Genomic DNA, 19,308 nt, shown 5'->3' on the forward strand with positions numbered 1-19,308 from the left:
CATCGAGTGCTGAAAAAAGGACAGTGAGCGTTAGCCGCAGACGTTCAGGTCCGTCGTGCGCCACGCGCTTCAGGCGTGAGTTCGGGAGGGTCAGCGGGGAGCAAAAGCAGAGTCATGACGTGCGCACCTTTGATTGTTTTTGATAGAAGTCGGGCTGCGTGGTTAATTACAGTGGTCGTACAACATCGCTAAATCAATCCAGGTGTTAGATCGTTTTTTTGTTGAAAAGCCGATTGGACAAACCTGTCCAAGAACAAGCCAAGATAGAAATCTTCGAAATCAATGCGTGATATTCGTCTATCTGTCTGTTTTTAAATAACTAAATGAAATCACCTTGAGGTGGTTTTTTTGGACAGCCAGAATCGGCACGCATTGCTGGAAAAACTGCTCACTCGCGAAGACATCGTATGACTTCTTGAAGGCATGGCCCTGATGTTTCAAGATGAATGCCGCCACTTGCCCGGCAACGCCAGGACAACCTGCCAACGTACCTGTCGAGGATTCTCGAAAAATGTCGTCACCCAGCCGTGTCCCCACCTATGTCATGCAGCAACGTAGTGAGCTCACCGACTTTTACATTCGCGACAAAAAGGGTCGACGCGCCGAGACCAGCCCGCATCGGCATGAGTACTTCCAGATTCAGATCAACCTAGGCGGCGACACCGTGCAGCACATTGGTAACGCTGTGCGACCGTTTCCGCGCAATACCCTGGCCTTTATCCTGCCGCATCGCGTGCATGTGATCCCGCATCCGGCGGACAGCAACTTCATCGTGATCAACTTTTCCCAAACCTTCCTGTTGCCACATTTGCAGTGCGACCCGATGGACCTTGAGGAGGTGTCGATTCTTCTGGCACCTGAGTTGTCACCGTTCCGCTTTCAGGAGCATCTGGACTTTATTCTGGGGGATGAGGATTTCAGCAGGCTCTGTCTCTTGATCGAACAAATGCGCACCCTGGATGAAAACCGTCAGTTCGGTACGCGCGAAATGCTCAAGGGTTTGTTATTGCAACTGATAGGCCGCGTCTGTTTTCTGTATGCCGAGCCGCTCAAACGCCTGGCAGAGGAAAATGCGGCTGAAGCCAGTCGACGCGATGCGCTGAGCCGCATGTTTGAGTATCTGCGCAAGAACATTGCCGATCCCGATCTCAACCTGATCAAGGTGGCGGCTGCGACCTATCTGTCACCAACGTACCTGACCCACTGGTTACGCAAGGAAATCGGCAAGACGTTTACCGAACTGGTGCTTGAACGCAGGATGCACACGGCGCGTAATTACCTGCTCAATGGCACACGCCCGGTGGGTGAGGTGGCGAGGTTATGCGGCTTCGCGGATGAAGCTTATTTTTCCCGGCGCTTTCGTCAGATTCATGGACAGCCTCCCGGGCAATTCCGACGCCGGCAACTCAACCCTGACACGCCGCAGTCAGCCTTGAACACCTGATGAGGGAACCTGCCGAGTCGAGATAATCGAGCAACAAAAAACCCGGCGCTGTGCCGGGTTCATTGATATCTGCAGTCCCTTCAAATCGAGGGATCAGAGCGCAGCTTTCACCTGCAAACCAAACACCAACGCGTTGTCGATGTCCTGCCCGGAAAACGCACCCGGTTCGATGATGTATTGCATGTTCGGGCGCAATGTCAGCCAAGGTGTGGCCTGATAGCCGTAGCCGAGTTCGATCAATTGCTCGCCACTGTCCAGATTTGGCAACTGCGTACCGTTGGCCAGCGCGGCGTCCTGCTGCACATCGCGGCTGCGCGGGTTGGGCACAGCGCGGCCGTAGCCCAGCGCAACGGTGTCACGCGGGCGACCTTCGAACGGTTTGTACAACACCAGACCGGTGCCGTACCACTTGCTGAACGGCGACGCCGCTTCGCTGGCCGCCGAGTACTGGCCGAAGGCGTGCAGACTGCGGCCCTCGGACGACGGCGAACGCCACACCGCCTGGTCGATCAGCAGGTAATGACCGCCACGGCCGGAGACGTCTTTGTCGCTGCCGATGCGTTTCACATCAGAGCTGTCGTAGTAGTAACCAACCTTGTACTCACCGGGCAACTCACCGGCGTGTTTGTACACCAGCTCGATCGGCACCACGGTCCCGGTGGTGTGTTTCGGGCCCAGATGCCAGGCGCGGCTGGAGTTGCCGTTGCTCTCTGGATCGACATTGAACGCGGCCACCCGCAACTGCCAGGACGGCGACAGGTCGTACTTCACGCGCACGCCCAGGTGGGCGTTGGGGTAGTTGGTCCAGCCGCTGCCACCGGACATGTTCAGCGGATGGCCGCAGAAACCGGCGTTCATGAAGTTGCACAGAATGCCGCTGTCGAGGCCGCCGAGGTCGTTGCCCATGGCCATGTAACCCAGCTTCACGTTGAGCGCCGGGGTGAACAGGCTGCGCTCGTAGCTGAGCTCGGTCAGGCGAGTGTAGAGGCCGCCGTAGTTTTCCTGGATCGGCAGACGGTTGCCGACCAGATCTTCGGAGGCACTGTTGCCGCGTCGGTCGTTGATGGTCAGCTGCACTTTGCCGGCGTTGTCCACGCCATACAGTTTGCTCAGGTCGAACTGCACGCCGAGCTTGATGTTCTGCGAGTAGCGCGCTGAACGGTGCAGGCCGCCGTCGACGTTGTAGGCCATTTCACCGGTGTAATCGCCGGTGAACTTGATGCCGTCTTCGTCCATCTGGTGGCGCAGGCCGCCCCAGTCGCCGGTCAGGGTATTGCGGGTCAGCAGGTTCGAATCAGTGTCGGCGAAGGCGGGCAGGGCGGCGCTGCAAGTCAGGCCCAACAGCACGCCGTTGAACCAGCCGGATTGAGTAAAACGAAACATGGAGATCTTCCTGCACAAATCTTTAGCGATATCGGAAAGCGGCGCGGCACCCACAGGTGCCGCGCTCAAATGGAAGCGCCCGTGGTTGACACGGGCAGAGCGGCTTACGGCAAGGCGTAGGCCATCACGTAGTCGCCGCGATCGGTCGACTGGCGTGCACCACCGGCGGTGACGACGATGTACTGCTTGCCGGTTTTCGGCGAGACGTAGGTCATCGGGCCGCCCTGACTGCCGACGGGCAGACGCGCTTTCCACACCTCTTCACCGTTGCCGCTGTTGAAGGCGCGCAGGTAAAAGTCCTGAGTCCCAGCGATGAAGATCAAGCCACCTTGGGTCGACAGGGTGCCGCCGAGGGTTGGCAGACCGATCTTGATCGGCAGGTGCATGCGGATGCCCAGTGGACCGGTGTCTTCAACGGTGCCGACCGGCACCTGCCAGGCGACTTTCTGGGTCTTCATGTCGATGGCGGTCAGGGTGCCGAACGGCGGCGCCTGGCAAGGAATGCCGGCAACCGACAGGAAGCGGTTCTTGTTCACCGCATACGGCGTGCCTTTGAGCGGCACGGCGCCCATGCCGGTGTTCAGCGCTTCACCACCGGAAGACGCTTGAGCCTTGTTATGCGACGGGATCATCTGAATCCACAGACCCAGGCGCATGTCGTTGACGAAGATGAAGCCGTGGACCGGGTCAGTGGAGATGCTGCCCCAGTTCATGCCACCCAGCGACCCCGGGAAACTCAGCGATTTGTCGGTACCCGGCGCGGTGTACAGGCCGTCATAACGCATCGATTTGAAATCGATCCGGCACAGCAACTGGTCGTACGGCGTTGCGCCCCACATGTCGGATTCGGTCAGGTGCTGCGCACCGATCTGCGGCATGCCCACCGATTTCGGCTGGGTTGGCGAGTACGGTTCGTTCGGGATGTTCGCGGCTTTGACCGGTACTTCTTTAACTTCGGTCAGTGGCTTGCCGGTGGCACGATCGAGCACGTAGATCTGCCCGGCCTTGGTGCCAATGACCAGCGCCGGAACGGTTTTGCCGTCCTTGTCGAAGTCGATCAGGCTCGGCTGCATCGGCAGGTCGAAGTCCCAGAGGTCGTTGTGCACGGTCTGGAATACCCAGCGCTCATCGCCGGTGGTGGCGTCCAGCGCCAGGATCGAAGCGCCGTAGGTGTGATCGAGTTTGCTGCGCTCGACACCGTAGATGTCGGTGGACGAGCTGCCCATCGGCAGGAACACGGTGTTGGTCGCCGGGTCGTAGGACATCGGCGCCCAGCTGTTCGGCGTGCTGCGCACATAGGTGCTGCCGTCGGCCGGGGCTTTTTTGTCCTGCGGGTTGCCCGGGTCGAATGCCCAGCGCATGGCGCCGGTGATCACGTCAAAACCACGGATCACGCCGCCCGGCATGTCGGTTTGCACGTTGTCGGCCACGCGACCGCCCACCACCACGGTGGTGCCGGCCATCAGCGGAGCGGAGGACAGTTGATAGTAGCTGTCTGGGACATCGCCCAGACCGGCCTTCAGATCGACCTGACCGTTGTTGCCGAAACCCTGGCAGAACTCGCCGGTATCGGCATCGACCGCGATCAGGCGCGCATCGATGGTGTTGGTCAGCAGACGGCGCTGGCAGTTGGCGGCCGGCGCAGGTTTGGCTTCGATGATGCTCGAATTGTTCGGCTGAGCGATGGCCTTGGTGACATCGAAATAAGCCATGCCACGGCAACGCTGCCAGACTTTGGACTGGGCGTTGATCGCGTTCTTCCACAGTTCTTTGCCGGTGTCGGCATCCAGCGCAATCAGGTTGTTGTGCGGGGTGCAGATGAACACCTTGTTGCCGATCTGCAGCGGGGTGAGCTGGTCTTCCGCGCCGTTGCCATCGCTCTCGGCGATGTCACCGGTGTGGTAGGTCCACGCCACTTTCAACTTGTCGACGTTGTTACGGTTGATCTGGTCCAGCGCAGCAAAGCGGCTGCCGCCCTCGGTATTACCGTAATGTGCCCAGTCCTTTTGCGCGTTGGCCGGTTCGACAGGTGTCAGGCCCGGGCCCGTGCCGGTAGCAGCAACCGTCGGGTGCGCCACGAACATATTGCCTGCTGCAACGGCCAGCGCCACGGCCAATGCGGCGGCAACGCCATAAGCGCCGCGCCCCGGCACGCCACCGTTGGCACGCTTGAGCAGCGGGTAGACCAGCGTCACCGCCAGGCCAACGGCGCTGAACATGAACAGGCGCGAGAACACCGGCCAGAACACCAGCCCGGCATCACTCACTGCCCAGATCGCCGTTCCCACCAGGAAGGCTGCGAACAACCACGCGCCGGCCGTTTTGAAGCGAGCGATCAGCAGACCGGAAACGGCCATCACCAGCCCACCCACCAGGAAGTACCAGGACCCTCCCAGGCTGACCAATTTCACGCCGCCAGCAGCAAGTGCCAAGCCGAGCAGGGCGATGATCACGCCCAGCCCGACCAGAATGAATGTTGATATGCCTGAGAGGCGTTGACTCTGCTTCACGTTGAATGTCCCGTTGAAATGAGGCGTGCATTATATAGATAGGTAACTACCTAGTTAAATCACTAATTCAGTAATGAACTGTTGTTCATTGCGAAATCCCCTTTCTGAGCGGGGACTTGCGCTTTCAGCGGGCTGCAAAGATATTTTGAATGCCTTAAAAAGGGGCTTTTTGTCAGGAAAAATGTGAGTTATGACAGCTGTCGGTTATTGCGCAGAATCGAGAAATTCAACGCGGCAGCAACACATAGCCAGGCCAGATAAGGAAACAGCACCAGCCCGGTGATCAGATCCAGGCGCAACCGACGGTTCTGGTTCATTCAATGCAATCCGGCAGTAACCGTTTCATAACGCTGTGGTCAGCGTCGGATTCATTGGCTTGCTCCGGCAGCCTGGCGACGGAAGAACAATGTCACCTGGCCGACCTCTACCCCGAGCTTGGACATGCTGGTGCGGTTGATCAGCGTGTCCTCGTCCATCAAGTACATCCAGTCGTCCATGCTCATTTCGTAAGTCGAGTCATCACCGCTGCGCTTCTGGAACATGCCCCAGGCTTTGACGGGCTGGTGCGCTCCCGGGGAAGCGGGAGCGCTGTGCGAACTCGATGATTTATTCGCTGTAGATCGGGTAATCCACATAGCCTTCAGCGTTGCCGCCATAGACCGTGGCGGGATTCAGCGGATTGAGCGGCCAATCATTGGCAATGCGCGCCGGCAGGTCCGGGTTGGCCATGAACGGCCGGCCGAAAGCCACCAGATCAGCCAGTCCCGATTCAAGCAATTTTGCACCGGACTCGGCGTTGTAGCGCCCGGCATAGATGATCGCGCCACTGAAAGTGTCACGCACCGCACGGCGGAAGGTCTGCGGCATCACGGGGGCGTCGTCCCAGTCCGCTTCAGCGATGGACAGGTAGGCAATGCCCACGTCCTCAAGCACCTTGATCGCTTCGATGTAGGTGGTATGCGGGTCTTCCTCGACCATGCCCAGATAGGTGCGCGCTTCATCGGTGGTGGTGAACAGCGGCGCGAACCGCACGCCGACTTTCTCCTTGCCGATGCACTCGGCGATACCCGACACCACTTCGCGCAGAAAACGCAGGCGATTGTGCAGCGAGCCACCGTACTGATCGGTGCGCACATTGCTGTGGGCAGAAATGAACTGGTTCACCAGATAGCCGTTGGCACAGTGCAGTTCGATGCCGTCGAAGCCGGCGTCCATCGCATTGCGCGCGGCCTGAATATAGAGCTGAACCAGTTCCTGGACTTCATCGGTGCTCAGCGCTCGCGGCGCGGATGGCTTAACCAGCTCCCCGGCACCCGGCGCGGTCTCGATGAACACGCTGACCCGCTCGGTGGCGATGGCAGAAGCTGAAACCGGTGCTGCGCCATTGGGTTGCAGCGCGGTGTGGGACACGCGCCCGACGTGCCAAAGCTGCGCGAATATCACGCCGTCCTTTGCATGAACCGCTTCGGTGACTTTGCGCCATCCGGCAATTTGTTCCTGCGTGTGAATGCCGGGTGTCCAGGCGTAACCCTGACCGCGAGGCTCGATCTGCGTGCCTTCGGTGACCAGCAGACCGGCGCCGGCGCGTTGCTGGTAATACTCGGCCATCAATGCGTTGGCGACATTGCCCGGTTGCGTGCTGCGCTGGCGGGTAAGGGGAGGCAGGACGATGCGGTTCTTCAGGGTATGCAGGCCCAGGGTGACAGGGGTGAAGTAAGGGCGGTTTTTCATGTAATTCCTGTTTCGGCCTTATTAGACCAGTCGACTATTGATGCGGCAAAAAAAAACCGTGCATCACGCGCACGGGGTTTGGGGGGCTGGAGGGCTCACGCCAACAGTTTCAGCAGTTTTTCAGCGACGGCTGCCGAGCTGGCAGGGTTCACGGACCACAGCATAGATACCAATTAGACCGGTCGTCTAGTAATTTTTTGCGACCGTGTTTCCGCACGATCACTGTGGCAAACTCCTGCTCATCAGAAATATACGACTGGTCTAATGTTTGGTATTTTGCGCCCCATGAAACCGACCTACGACGATACCCGCCAACACCTGCTCGACACCGGCCACCGCATGATGGCCGAAAAGGGCTTCACCAGCGTTGGCCTGAGCGAGATCCTGCAGACCGCCGGCGTGCCCAAGGGCTCGTTCTATCATTACTTCAAATCCAAAGAACTCTACGGCCAGGCGCTGCTGGAGGATTACTTTGTCGGCTACCTCGCAGACATGGAGCGCCGCCTGACACTACCGGGCCTCAGCGCTTATGAGCGGCTGATGGATTACTGGCAGGGCTGGCAGAACCGCTGCACCCTGGAAGGCCATGGCGATGAATGCCTGGTGGTGAAGTTGAGCGCGGAAGTCGCCGACCTGTCCGAATCGATGCGCCTCACCTTGCGTGATGGCGCCGAACGCATCGTTGCGCGGATTACGACGTGCCTGGAAGAAGGGCGGCTGGATAAGAGTTTGCCGGATACCGATGCGCGCCAACTGGCCGAAACCCTTTATCAACTTTGGTTGGGGGCGAGTTTGTTGAACAAGCTGCAGCGCACCGGGCAGTCGTTGCAGACGTCGATGGTGATGACCAAGCGGTTTTTGCAGCGGCCATCAAACTGAAGCGCTACGCGTGTTGATCGCGTCGGGTCATTCCGGCCTGGCACTCAGGGTATCGCGTAGATCTTGAACAGCTTCTTCGCCGTGTCGCCGGCGCCATCCAGGTATTTGTCGTACGCCTGCTCGATCTCGCCGGAGCGGTATATTTCGCTCAGCGCGGTGTCGACCAGCAGACGGAAATCTTCGTCGTTTCGATCCAGCGCCATTGCCGTCGGTGCGTACTCGAAAATCCGCTCCAGCACCACCAGGTGGCCTGCGGGGTAATTGCTGCCCAGCAGGTGCTTGAGCACCATGCGTTCAGCGAAGAACGCATTGGCTTTGCCATCGGCAACCAGCTTGAGACCTGCCTCGGCGTTCTCTACGGTGACCAGAGTAGCCACCACCCCGAGCAATCGCATCTGCTGGTGTATCCACGTCTCGGTGACACCGCCCGCGATGGCAGCATACGTTTGATTGGACAGGCCAAGGTTCGCAGTGGCGCGCCACGTTGGCCCGGTATGAGCCACCTTGCCATTGAGCACATTGAGCAAAGCCTCGGATGCATCCTGGCGCACCACTGCCGAGAGACCGGCGGTGTAGATCGGCACCGAGTAGCTGACCTGCTTGCGCCGCGCCAGTGTCGGTGGGGTCGGTGTACAGAGAATGTCGACCTGCCCCGAGTTGACGGCATTGATTTCGTCGTTGAGAGACACAGGCTGGTACTGAATCTTCAACGCGGGCAAAGCCAGTTCGCTCTTGACCTTCTCGGCTATTTTCAGACAGAGATCGATGGCATATCCGCTGGCCTTGTCGGCGCCCTGATAGCTGAACGGCGCGAAGTCAGGCAAGTAACCGAGGGTGAAAGTATTGCTCGTGCGTATGCGCTCAAGCGTGCTGCCATGAGCCATTACCGGCAGCAGCGCCAGTATGCAGACGAGTAGCAGAGGGTTGGACTTGATCGGTTTCACGTTCATGCGCGGGTTCCCCGAATTCAGATGTCTGAGCGGTCCTGAAGACAGCGGTCAAGGGTTGTCGGCCCGGGGGTGATCGGGCACAGACACGTCGATAAAACGTTTGGCGAGGAAACCGTAGAGCAGGTAACCGAACACCAGGACCAGGATGCCGCCGAACACGGCATCTTTGCCGCAGGCATACAACGCGTAGAGGGAGTACGCCACGGCCACCACCAACAGCAAGGCATTGCGTGTGTACACACCTGCACTGACTTTGGCTTTGTACATCATGACCAGCAGCCCGGTTGCCGCCGTCACATAGGGAATCAGGTTGGTTACTGCGGCGAGGCTGACGAGTTTGCCGAACTGCGCACTGGCATTGGGCGAGATGGTCGACAGTGCCATCAAGGTCTGCAGCACACCGCAGACCAGCATCCCGACGATGGGGGCATTGCGTGCGCTGACCTTGCTGAACAGTTTGGGGAACATGCCCTGGTCAGCCGTCATCTTGGCGGTTTGCGCCAACGTGAACTGCCAGCCCAACAGCGAGCCCACGCACGCCATCACCGCCAGCGCCATGATGATGTGGCCGACCGTGGGGTTGAACATATGGGCATAAACGAGCGCGAAAGGGGCTGACGAGTTGGCCAGCTCAGCATTGGGAATGATGCCCTGAATGACCGTCGTCGAGAGCACATAGACAACGGCTGCCCCCAGTGTGCCGAACAGGCAGGCCAGCGGCACCGTGCGCGTGGGGTTCTCTACTGCATCAGAGGCCTGGGCTGCCGACTCCATGCCGAGAAAGGCCCAGAGTGTCAGGGGAATCGCTTTGCTGATCGCTTCGGAGATGGGCAGGTTGTAAGGGTTCCAGGCGGCGATCAACAGATCGGGTTTGAACCAGAACCATCCGATGAGGCTCAAGCCCGCTACCGGGATGATCACTCCCCAGACAGTAATCGCACCGATCCTGCCGGTAATGCCGGGGCCGCCAAAATTTGCCACGGTGGTTAGCCAGAGCAAGCCGACCGTTCCGATGAACAAAGGAATGGCGCCGCTTCCCAGCCAAGGCATGAACGAAGTCATGTATCCCACGGCGGAGATGGCCACCGCCACGTTGGCGATGGCCAGCGACAGGAAATACAGATACGAACAGAGGAAAAATCCCGACTTTGCGTGCGCTTCTTCGGTGTACGCGGATAACCCGCCCGAGCGCAGACAAAAGATGCCGCACTGGGAAAAACAATATGCGATGGCCATGGAACCGACAGCGGTGACGATCCATGATAACAACGAGACAGCCCCGAGTTGGGCCATGCTTGTCGGCAACATGATGATGCCTGAGCCCATCATGTTGACTGTCACCAGTGTGGTGAGCCCCATGAGGCTCATTTTCTTGTTTGAGTCGGTCATCGAAATCACCTCGATTTGCGAAACGCATCACCGCTCAGCCATCGACTATTGGCAGGCGTGCAGTGGGTTCTTTGCCGCAACTGACAAGCAGGCTCGGGCACCCGACAAAAATGGCGATGGGCAAGCCGACAAGCTCCCTGACAACACTCGTGTTGCTGCCCATATCAATGAGCACGATTTGCCAGGCGCGAGACCCAAGGATTGGCACTCAAGCCATGTAGCAGCACGCTGAGTAAAACGGTGCAGGCGGCTACAGCCACCAACGTACGACCGGCTTGCAGAGGGTAGTCCAATATCATTACGGCGAAGACGATGGTTGCCAGACCTCGCGGGCCGAACCAGCCGATGAACAGCCGGGTTTCGAAATCGAAATCGGTCCCTGCCAGACTGATGAGTACTGGCAGTATGCGAATCACGGTCAGGCTGAGCACTGCATACAGCCAGATATTCAGAGTCAAACTGCTCCAGGCCCAAGGGATCACCAGCGCGCCGAATACGACCCAGGTAATGACGGATAGCAGGCTGGCGAATTCTTCGCTGGCCTTGAGCAGATCGTGCTTTTTCTCAGTAAACAGGTAGCTGGCGAGCAACCCGCCAACGAACGCGGCGATAAACCCGCTACCGCCTAGTGTCTGCGCGGTGGCAAAGCAAAGCAGGGCTAATCCGGGCAGCGTCAGCTGCGACCACATGGGTGTTTGCCAATGATGTTTTGCAGAGTAGCGCTGCAACAGCCAGGCAATGAAAGTAAGGGCGGCGCCGACGAGTGCGCCGATACCAAGCGCCTCGAAAACCAGCTCTACCGCCAGCAAGACGGGAGACTGCGCCTGCTCTTCGATCAACAGGGCCAGGAACATCAACAACACCGGTACGCAGATGCCGTCATTGAGCCCGCTCTCCACGTTCAACCCTTCACGCACGGACGCTGCAACCTTTGGATTGCTCACTACAGCCTTACCCAGCGCTGCGTCGGTGGGCGCCAGAAGGGTCGCCAGTATTGCCAGTTCTATCGCAGGTATCTGCGGGAACAACCAGATGCCAACCAGCCAGCCACTTAACGTGGTCAGCGGCAGTCCGATCAACAACAAGCGCAGCGGTAATCCTTCCTGCACTCTTCGTGCGGGTCACTGTGCGGCTCGCCAACAGCGTTCTAAGCCACAGCGCCAAACAAGGATCCCGCCAACGCCGTAATGCCCATGGCCAACACCCCCCACAGCGTCACGCGCCAGGCACCGGTCACCATACTGGCTCCCCCGGCCCTGGCCGCGACAGCCCCCAGACTGGCGAGAGAAACCAGCGACATGCCACAAACCCACGGCACAACGCTGTGGGTTGGCGCGACGATGGTCACTGCCAGCGGCAGGGCTGCGCCGACCACGAAACTGGCGGCCGAGGCGAGGGCGGCTTGTAACGGTTTGGCCGTGAGCGCTTCGCTGATCCCCAGTTCGTCCCTGGCGTGGGATCCCAAGGCATCATGGGTCATCAACTGGTCGGCCAGTTGATGCGCCAGTTCGGGCGATACGCCGCGATGCATATAAATGTTCGCCAGTTCAATACGTTCGGCCTTTGGGTCGCTGGCCAGTTCGGCCCGCTCCCGCGCCAGATCGGCCTGCTCGGTGTCCGCCTGGGAATGCACGGAGACGTATTCCCCGGCGGCCATGGACATCGCGCCCGCTACCAGGCCGGCCGTCCCGGTGACCAGTAGCGTGGCGTGGCTGGCGTTGGCAGCTGCGACGCCGATCAACAGGCTGGCAGTGGAAACGATCCCGTCGTTGGCCCCCAGAACGGCGGCGCGCAGCCAGCCGATACGATCGCTGCGATGAGACTCGGTGTGTCTGTGCATGAATTTCATGGTTTAGCGGGACTCACTGTCGTTGGGTTGATCAGTCGGACGGTGTTCAATGTGCTCCTGCACCTGGCCACCGACTATAGAAATCTCCTTGAACTGCTCACCGTCGTGCAGCACGAACAACGCGTCCATCCCGCGCTCCTGAGCGAGGCGCGGGCCTTCGATTTCGCCCAGCACCAGCAGCGCTGTAGCCCAGGCGTCGGCGAGCATGCACGAGGCTGCCACCACGGTGACCGCCGCCAATGTGTTGCGCAGTGGGGCGCCGGTGGCCGGGTTCATGGTATGGGCGTAGGTCTGCCCACCCACATCGACCCACTGCCGATAGTCCCCGGAGGTCGCGATGGCGGCATCGCCCAGTTCCATCACCCCCATGACTTCACGCACACCCCGGCGGGGTTTTTCGATGGCCACGATCCAGGGTTGCGCATCAGGCTTGACCCCGCGGGCGCGCATCTCGCCATCGATGCCGACCAGGTAGCGATTGATACCAAAACCTTCCAGGCAGCGGGCCAGTTCATCGACCCCAAAACCCTTGGCGATGCCATTCAGATCAAGGTGCAACGGCGCCCGTTTGCGCACCTGATTGTGCAGCAGGTCAACCACCAGTGCCGCACCGGCGGACGGTCGTGTAGACAATGATGTTGCCGTCAGCGACTGTTCGGTGATCGTCTGTTCGCCGGGGCCGAACCCCCAGGCGTCGACCAGATCACCGACGGCGATGTCGAAGGCGCCGCCGGATTGCTGGTTGACCCGAAGCGCCGTCGCCAGCACTGTCGTCAGCTCTTTGGGCACGGGTAGCCATTGCTGTTCGGGCGCGGCGTTGAGACGGTTGAGATCGGAGTCGGCTCGCCAGGTCGACATTTGCTGATCCACACGCTCGACAGCCTGAGCCAGGCGCCGGCCTATTTCATCGGCATCGATGCCCGCAGCGGCATAGAAGAGCGCTGTGTAGCGGCTGCCCATGGTCTCGCCGTTCAGGCTGTAGCGTTGCCCATCAGTAGACATCTTCACGATAGCGTCCTTGTGTCTTGAGGGACTGCACACTCAGATTGAGCGGCGCCAACACTTCATCCAGGGCCTGCATCACGCCTTTGGCCATTTCACGGCTGCCACACACCAATACCTGAGCACCTTTTTCAATCAGCCGGCGCACGGCAAGGGCATCGCTGATCAACCGGTCTTGCACGTAACTGCGGTCCTGAACCTGGGAAAAAGCGGCGCGCAACGCGGTAAGGCGTCGATCCGCCAGATAACGGTTGAGCTCCGGTTCGTAGAGAAAATCCGACGCCGGGTTGCGCCCGCCCCAATACAAATGCATCGGGTGTCGGGCCTTGTTGTTCCGGATAAAACCGGCCAAAGGACCGATCCCGGTGCCAGCGCCGATCAGGATGACGGGGTGCGCGCCGGACGCGGGTCGAAATTGTGGGTTGGGCTGAATGAACGCCTCAATCGACTCGCCAATCTTCAGGCCATGCAGAAATTCCGAACATACGCCACCTTGGTGCTTGCGCACGCAGATCTCGAGAACACCGTCTGCGGACTGACTGGCCAGCGAGTAGAAACGCGGGACCGGACTCCGGGGAGGGACAACCCCCACCAGATCACCGACCTGAAAACCTGGCAGATCGCCCGGTGCCTTGAAGCGCAAGATGTGGGTCGGAGCATTCACCTCTTCACCGTAGGCGATGCATTCGGTCAATTCCAGTTGATGGGTGCGCGGTTGCTCCGGCGTGTGGACAAGGCTCAAGTCATGCCCCAGCACAGCAGCCAACCCGCGACCCCAGCGCGCAAACTCCTGGGTTGACTGGCGGTTGACGGTTTCCAGCCCCAGCAGTGGCAAACCACCGGCCTGCACCATTGCATCCTGTACCTGATGGGCGTACCGACAGAACTGCGAAAACTGTCGGTCGCCAAAACCCAGCACCGCGAATGGCAGGCCCGGTTCGACGCCGACCTTGTTCAGCCGTGCCAGGAACTGCGACGCCGAAGCGGGGGCATCGCCGTCACCATGGGTTGCGGTGAGGATGAACAGCCGCTGGACGCTGCGGTAATCGCCTGTCCATTCATTCATCGCCACGCTATGCACCCGATGGCCGGCCCGGTGCAAGGCATCGTGCAGGGTTTTGGCAAAGCCCCAAGTGCTGTTGTTTTCACTGCCCACCAGAATCACGCTGTCAGCGGCGTGGCCAGGGCTGTTGTGGCTGATGTTCGGGCCAGCCTTGCGACGACGCCACCAGAGCAGGAGGCCGGTCACGCTCATCAACGGCACGCAGAGGGCGCAGAACCCGAGCGGCAGGCCTAACCACCAAAGGCTTTCACCGGTGTGCAACCGATAGATCAGTTCGTATGCGTTATGCATAGAGTCATGGGCTTGCCAGGACAACAAGGTGCCGCTGACCGGGTCCACGTAACCGTCGCCTTGGGCGGTGCGCACGGAAAAGACGTCTTGCGGATTGCCGGGGCTCGGGTAAACCAGTTCGCGCAGATCATTCAGGTCGATGGCCTGCAAGGCTTGCAGGTTCGCCACCGGCAACGCCGGGCCAGCGCTGATCCGAGCGGGGAAGGGTGGCTCATTCTGACTGCCGTCAGCGATCAAGCCGAACGTAGTGGCGGACATGTACAGCCCGCTCAGGGCCGACAACAGCAGCCCAAGCAAGGCCAGACGACCGACTTCAGCGTGCCAGCGCTGGCTGAACGTTCCGCGCAGTGGCCGCAGCAGATTGCGCCATCCGCCCAAGCGACGAGCCAGCAACAATCCGCCGGACACCGACAGGATCAACATGAACAGCGCACCTGCGCCTGACACCGCGTGGCCTGGCGTGCCCATCAACAGCGAGCGGTGCAGGTCTTTGATCCAGCGAGTGACGGCGGACGGTGCGTAGGGCGCAAGGCCCTGGCCGGTCAGTGGATCGACCGTTTGGGCCCCGGACTGACCGTCCTGGTTGTAGTAGACGATGACAGTCCCGGACGCGGTGCGCTGGACTTGCTCCGCGCCCGGAAAGTGCCTGGCAACCCGTGCGGCCAATTGACCGACATTCAGTTGGCCGGCAGCAACCGGTGTGCTGTGCAGACGCTCCAGCGCTGGATTCACGGACAATATCGCGCCGCTGATCGCCAACAACATGACCAACAGGGCGGCAATCAGGCCGGGCAAAGAGTGGAACTGGCGAAGCATGTTCAGCCTCCAGTACGTGCCGGTGCTATAGGTCGTAAGTGAACGAATCGACGTAGGTGCTGCCCGTCGCCGCTGCGCCCGAACCTTTGGAGGTCAGGGGGACGCTGATGTCGGCGCGGCCTTCACGTTTATCCTCCACGGCGCTGTCGATACGAATCTGATACCCGGCATCAATCAAGGTGTCTGCCAGTTCAACGCTGACTTTCAGCGTTTGCCCACTGCCGACACTGGCGCCGCTGACCCCGTCGAATTCGCTCCGGTTCATGCCGCTGCCACGGGCCCAGTCGGTCAAGTGCCGGTAGTACTTGGCTTTCTTGCCCGCCACCCAAAGCGTCTTCTGGTATTGACCATTGGCGTCGGTGACGTAGATCGCCAGGTACGCATCGTTGCCGTTGTAGTTCTTCAGCTGGGTCGTCAGGGTCACTTCACGGGCCTGGGCCAGCGCTGGCAGGGCGATGGCCCCGACGAGACAGGTGGCGGCGATGAGCTTTTTCATGAGGGTGTCCTGTTTCAAAGGGTGTGGCCAGAGCCTGCACCTGCTGGCTGACAGCAACCTGAACAACCTGCAGGCTTCTGGAAAAATCATTGACGAGCAGGGCTGACGAGGTAGTCCCCGGCATCGCCGTCATTGCCGAAATCGATCTGTAGTGTGCGCAGTCGCAGGGAGGCGGGTGCATAGCGGGCTTCGATCGCGTTGCCCTTGCGGTCGGCACCCTTGAGCTTGTAGCAACCGTCGTCGACCTTGATGCGTTGTACGCTCCAGCCCCATTGCTGCTCCACGTTCTGACGCAAGGTTTCGCGTGGCTGCCAGTCGCTGACGGGGTCGCTGCAGTCGTCATCGGCCAGGGCATAACCGCTGAGCAGCACGCTCAACAGGGCGGTACTGGCGATAAAAGCTGATTTCATGATCTGTCTCCTGCCGTGTCGGCGTCAGTGGCATACCCTAAGGTGCATTCCTGACAACCAGCTGAATCTTCAGATTCACGTCAGGTAAGGCGATTAAGGTGCTGCACGACAACGATCACAGGGGATGCCAGATGCGGGTTTTATTGGTCGAGGACGCACCGGGACTAGGGGAAGCGGTACGCGAGCAGATCGCCGATGACGGTCACGCCGTGGATTGGGTGCAACGCCTGGACCATGCGCGCAACAGTGTGCACACCACGCCTTACGATCTTGTTTTGCTGGACTTGATGCTGCCGGACGGTCGCGGTCTGGACTTCTTGCGTCAGCTGCGTTCGGCCGGGAACGTAACCCCGGTGATCATCCTGACGGCTCAGGATCAGATCTCCGATCGCATCGCCGGCCTCAATGCCGGGGCTGACGACTACCTTGTCAAACCGTTCGACCTGTTCGAACTTTCCGCCCGGGTTGCCGCCGTGGCCCGACGTTATAGCGGCAATCCCAATCCGCAGATCAGGCTGGGCGAATTGCAGATCGACATGAGCGCTCGCTCGGTGCAGCGCGCCGGTGCCACCGTGGACCTGACAGCCCGTGAGTGGGCGCTGTTCGAAGCCTTCGTCCAGCGGCCCAATGCGTTGCTGTCAAAGGCGCAACTCGAGGAGCGCTTGTATGCCTTTGGCGCGGAGATCGAGAGCAATACCATCGAGGTCTACATCAGTCGCCTGCGCAAAAAACTCGGGCGCGAGCTGATCGAAACCGTGCGCGGCATGGGATACCGGTTGATGCCGCTATGAAGTCTTCCAGTCTGCAAAAACGCCTCGGCCTCGGTTTGACACTGGGCATGACCTTGCTCTGGCTGGGAGCCACCGTCGGTGCCTGGCTGGTGGTGCAACACGAGTTGAATGAAGCCTTCGACAGCGCGCTGGAAGAGACCGCGCAGCGCATCTTGCCTCTGGCGGTACTGGAAATCAGTAACCGGGAAGAACCTGCAGAGGCGCAACACATTGCCACTCTGAAAATGCATAAGGAATACCTGACGTATCTGGTTCGCGATGCCAAGGGCGAGATTCTGATGCAGTCCCACGATGCCAACCCAAAGATCTTCAACCAACAACCGAGCGAAGGGTTTACCACCACCGAAAAGTACCGCTTGTACGGTGCTTCAGCGCTGCGCGGCACACTGTTTATCGAAATCGCCGAACCTCTCGGCCATCGTCGTGAAGCGGCGCGCGAAGCGCTGTTTGCCTTGCTGTTGCCGTTGTTGGCGTTGATCCCCATCAGCCTGTTGGGCACCTGGCTGTTTGTCCGCATCAGTCTGCGCAGCGTGTTGGCCTATCGTCGGGCCGTGGAAGCGCGGGGCGTGGGCGACCTGTCTCCGATCAAAGTCGCCCAATTGCCTGCGGAAATCGACCCGCTGGCCGATGCGGTCAACCATTTGCTCGAGCGTTTACGCAAAGCGTTGGAGGCCGAGCGCAGTTTCACGGCCAACAGCGCCCATGAACTGCGTACCCCGCTGGCAGCGACGTTGGCGCAGATCCAGCGGCTGCGCCACGAAGCGCCCGATGGCCCGCTGCAAGTGCGCGCGGCGAAGATTGAAAGCGCTTTAAGGGCGTTGGCGCGGCTCTCGGAAAAACTCATGCAACTGGCCAAGGCCGAGGGCGGCGGACTGTTGTCCGAAGCGCCCCAGGACCTGATTCCGTTGCTGGCCCATGGGGTCGATGAGTGGAACCACAGCAGTGGGCATCGGGTCGAGTTGCAACTGCCAGCCCAGACCCATGTGTACTCGGCGATTGATCCGATGCTTTCGGCATTCTGTTGCGCAACTTGATCGAGAATGCATTGAAGTACGGTGCAGCAGATCAACCGGTCGAAGTCAGCCTTACCGGCGACGCGTTGCTGCGGGTCATCAATGGCGGCCCGGCGGTGCCTGAGTCGGTACTGCAGCATCTGACCGAGCGTTTTGTGCGCGGGCACAGTGAAATCAGCGGCTCAGGTTTAGGGTTGGCGATCAGCAAAACCATTGCACAAGGCGTCGGCGCCACACTGACGCTGGCGTCACCGGCGACAGGCAGGAAGGAGGGCTTTGAAGTGAGCGTGCAGTTTTGTGCTCATGGCCAATGAAGGCGGCAGACATGGAGGACGCGGAGGTGCCTTGCGATGAGCTGGCGATCCTTCACCAAGGGCATCTGGCGGTCGGGGTAAACCCGATTAACGCCAAAACGCAGAATGGCGAAAATACCCGCCTGGAAGCTGTTTTCGTCCATTTCAGCGGCGTCATCATTGAACACGGCAGGCTGCCAATATCGACCGTCTAGCCGCATCGTCATTTGTCTGGCTGTTTTCTGATATGGATCAGATTATCCAGCTGCCCGGCTCCTAATCTCGAACCATCCCCCACGGTATGAGAAGAGCTGAAATGAACAAATCAAGCGTGATCGGCCAATGCATGTTGATAGCGGCGAGCGTTTTCTTGATGCCATCCAGCAACGTCTTCGCCAACCCAACCATGTCACCGCAAGGTGGCATGTACCACCATTCCCAGGACTTCGATTGGGTCAAACATACGCAGCAGAGCTTGGATGCACTGAAAGCCAAGCTCAATCTCAAGCCAGAGCAAATGCCCGCCTGGGAGACATGGGCGACCGGGGTCATCGCCGATGCCAATCAGCAACTGGAAAAAGACAAGACCCGACACAACGAGATGGCGAGTGCGAAGCAAGCGCTGATTAATGAAACGACGCCGGAAAGAATGGCAAAAGGGATAGAGCGTCTGCGCGCAAAAACCAACTGGATGCAGGCGCAGTTGGTGCGCCTGGAGGCTGCTCAGGCGCGTACCAAAACGTTTTATGACGCACTGGGCACTGAACAGAAAACCATATTCGACCTGTTCTGGGCAGTGATGCATCACAGGAACGCTGGCTATGGCGGTTCGCGGATGCCAATGCAGATGTCGATGCCAATGCAGATGCCAATGCCAATGCCAATGCACATGTCAAATCCGCAAATGGACGGCGACCAGGACCAGACAGACCAGAAGTAGACGCTGACTCACTCTTCGATTGGGTGAACATCATGAACCTGGACACGGTAAGACGTCG

The 19,308-nt window shown here is 59.7% G+C and carries 16 protein-coding genes and 3 pseudogenes; 6 read left to right on the forward strand and 13 right to left on the reverse strand.

What is annotated here, in order from left to right:
• The first annotated feature begins 511 nt into the window (after nucleotides 1-511).
• Nucleotides 512-1,444: a helix-turn-helix transcriptional regulator gene (locus KKQ10_RS02895; RefSeq protein WP_215500382.1), complete on the forward strand. Its 933-nt coding sequence runs from the start codon at nucleotides 512-514 to the stop codon at nucleotides 1,442-1,444.
• Nucleotides 1,445-1,537: 93 nt separating this feature from the next.
• On the opposite strand, the gene KKQ10_RS02900 is transcribed toward KKQ10_RS02895, so the two are convergent.
• From KKQ10_RS02900 to KKQ10_RS02920, 5 genes and pseudogenes are all read right to left on the reverse strand, one after another.
• Complete coding sequence (locus tag KKQ10_RS02900) at nucleotides 1,538-2,827, reverse strand: carbohydrate porin (protein ID WP_215500118.1); 1,290 nt, start codon at nucleotides 2,825-2,827, stop codon at nucleotides 1,538-1,540.
• Between the two features lie 104 nt (nucleotides 2,828-2,931).
• On the reverse strand, nucleotides 2,932-5,337 hold the full coding sequence (locus KKQ10_RS02905; RefSeq protein ID WP_215500119.1) for a glucose/quinate/shikimate family membrane-bound PQQ-dependent dehydrogenase: 2,406 nt from the start codon (nucleotides 5,335-5,337) through the stop codon (nucleotides 2,932-2,934).
• A 188-nt stretch (nucleotides 5,338-5,525) separates the two neighbouring features.
• Nucleotides 5,526-5,636, reverse strand: a pseudogene (locus KKQ10_RS02910) (tryptophan-rich sensory protein); the annotation flags it as partial.
• Between the two features lie 69 nt (nucleotides 5,637-5,705).
• A pseudogene (locus KKQ10_RS02915) lies at nucleotides 5,706-5,858 on the reverse strand (DUF3833 family protein); the annotation flags it as partial.
• Nucleotides 5,859-5,943: 85 nt separating this feature from the next.
• On the reverse strand, nucleotides 5,944-7,068 hold the full coding sequence (locus KKQ10_RS02920; protein ID WP_215500120.1) for an alkene reductase: 1,125 nt from the start codon (nucleotides 7,066-7,068) through the stop codon (nucleotides 5,944-5,946).
• Between the two features lie 285 nt (nucleotides 7,069-7,353).
• Between KKQ10_RS02920 and curR the strand changes: the two genes are divergently transcribed.
• Entirely contained in the window at nucleotides 7,354-7,947 is a 594-nt protein-coding gene (curR, locus tag KKQ10_RS02925) for a TetR family transcriptional repressor CurR (protein WP_127647371.1), read from the forward strand.
• 44 nt (nucleotides 7,948-7,991) lie between these two features.
• On the opposite strand, the gene KKQ10_RS02930 is transcribed toward curR, so the two are convergent.
• The 8 genes from KKQ10_RS02930 to KKQ10_RS02965 form a co-directional block, all read right to left on the reverse strand.
• Complete coding sequence (locus KKQ10_RS02930; RefSeq protein ID WP_215500121.1) at nucleotides 7,992-8,897, reverse strand: amino acid ABC transporter substrate-binding protein; 906 nt, start codon at nucleotides 8,895-8,897, stop codon at nucleotides 7,992-7,994.
• 48 nt (nucleotides 8,898-8,945) lie between these two features.
• Entirely contained in the window at nucleotides 8,946-10,286 is a 1,341-nt protein-coding gene (potE, locus tag KKQ10_RS02935; protein ID WP_215500122.1) for a putrescine-ornithine antiporter, read from the reverse strand.
• A gap of 164 nt (nucleotides 10,287-10,450) precedes the next feature.
• On the reverse strand, nucleotides 10,451-11,371 hold the full coding sequence (locus KKQ10_RS02940; RefSeq protein WP_252191449.1) for a cation:proton antiporter domain-containing protein: 921 nt from the start codon (nucleotides 11,369-11,371) through the stop codon (nucleotides 10,451-10,453).
• A gap of 62 nt (nucleotides 11,372-11,433) precedes the next feature.
• Nucleotides 11,434-12,135 (reverse strand): VIT1/CCC1 transporter family protein, encoded by a 702-nt coding sequence (locus KKQ10_RS02945; RefSeq protein WP_215500123.1) that lies wholly within the window; start codon nucleotides 12,133-12,135, stop codon nucleotides 11,434-11,436.
• 3 nt (nucleotides 12,136-12,138) lie between these two features.
• Nucleotides 12,139-13,137 (reverse strand): FAD:protein FMN transferase, encoded by a 999-nt coding sequence (locus KKQ10_RS02950; RefSeq protein ID WP_215500383.1) that lies wholly within the window; start codon nucleotides 13,135-13,137, stop codon nucleotides 12,139-12,141.
• A complete protein-coding gene (locus KKQ10_RS02955) occupies nucleotides 13,127-15,307 on the reverse strand; it encodes a PepSY domain-containing protein (protein WP_215500124.1) in 2,181 nt (726 codons plus the stop codon). Before KKQ10_RS02955 ends, KKQ10_RS02950 begins: the two co-directional genes overlap by 11 nt.
• 25 nt (nucleotides 15,308-15,332) lie before the next feature.
• Nucleotides 15,333-15,803, reverse strand: a complete 471-nt coding sequence (locus KKQ10_RS02960) for a DUF2271 domain-containing protein (RefSeq protein ID WP_215500125.1) — start codon at nucleotides 15,801-15,803, stop codon at nucleotides 15,333-15,335.
• Nucleotides 15,804-15,889: 86 nt separating this feature from the next.
• Nucleotides 15,890-16,213, reverse strand: coding sequence for a PepSY domain-containing protein (locus KKQ10_RS02965; RefSeq protein ID WP_215500126.1), 324 nt, complete (start codon nucleotides 16,211-16,213; stop codon nucleotides 15,890-15,892).
• A gap of 131 nt (nucleotides 16,214-16,344) precedes the next feature.
• On the opposite strand from KKQ10_RS02965, the gene KKQ10_RS02970 reads away from it, so the two are divergent.
• The 4 genes and pseudogenes from KKQ10_RS02970 (at nucleotide 16,345) to KKQ10_RS02985 (ending at nucleotide 19,250) form a co-directional block, all read left to right on the forward strand.
• Nucleotides 16,345-17,004: a response regulator transcription factor gene (locus tag KKQ10_RS02970; RefSeq protein ID WP_127647357.1), complete on the forward strand. Its 660-nt coding sequence runs from the start codon at nucleotides 16,345-16,347 to the stop codon at nucleotides 17,002-17,004.
• A pseudogene (locus tag KKQ10_RS02975) lies at nucleotides 17,001-18,331 on the forward strand (sensor histidine kinase). Before KKQ10_RS02970 ends, KKQ10_RS02975 begins: the two are co-directional and overlap by 4 nt.
• An 11-nt stretch (nucleotides 18,332-18,342) precedes the next feature.
• Nucleotides 18,343-18,525, forward strand: a complete 183-nt coding sequence (locus tag KKQ10_RS02980; RefSeq protein ID WP_215500127.1) for a hypothetical protein — start codon at nucleotides 18,343-18,345, stop codon at nucleotides 18,523-18,525.
• Nucleotides 18,526-18,626: 101 nt separating this feature from the next.
• Entirely contained in the window at nucleotides 18,627-19,250 is a 624-nt protein-coding gene (locus tag KKQ10_RS02985; RefSeq protein ID WP_215500128.1) for a Spy/CpxP family protein refolding chaperone, read from the forward strand.
• Nucleotides 19,251-19,308: the final 58 nt, after the last annotated feature.

Source organism: Pseudomonas sp. MG-9, from assembly GCF_018729515.1.
Classification (GTDB): domain Bacteria; phylum Pseudomonadota; class Gammaproteobacteria; order Pseudomonadales; family Pseudomonadaceae; genus Aquipseudomonas; species Aquipseudomonas serboccidentalis.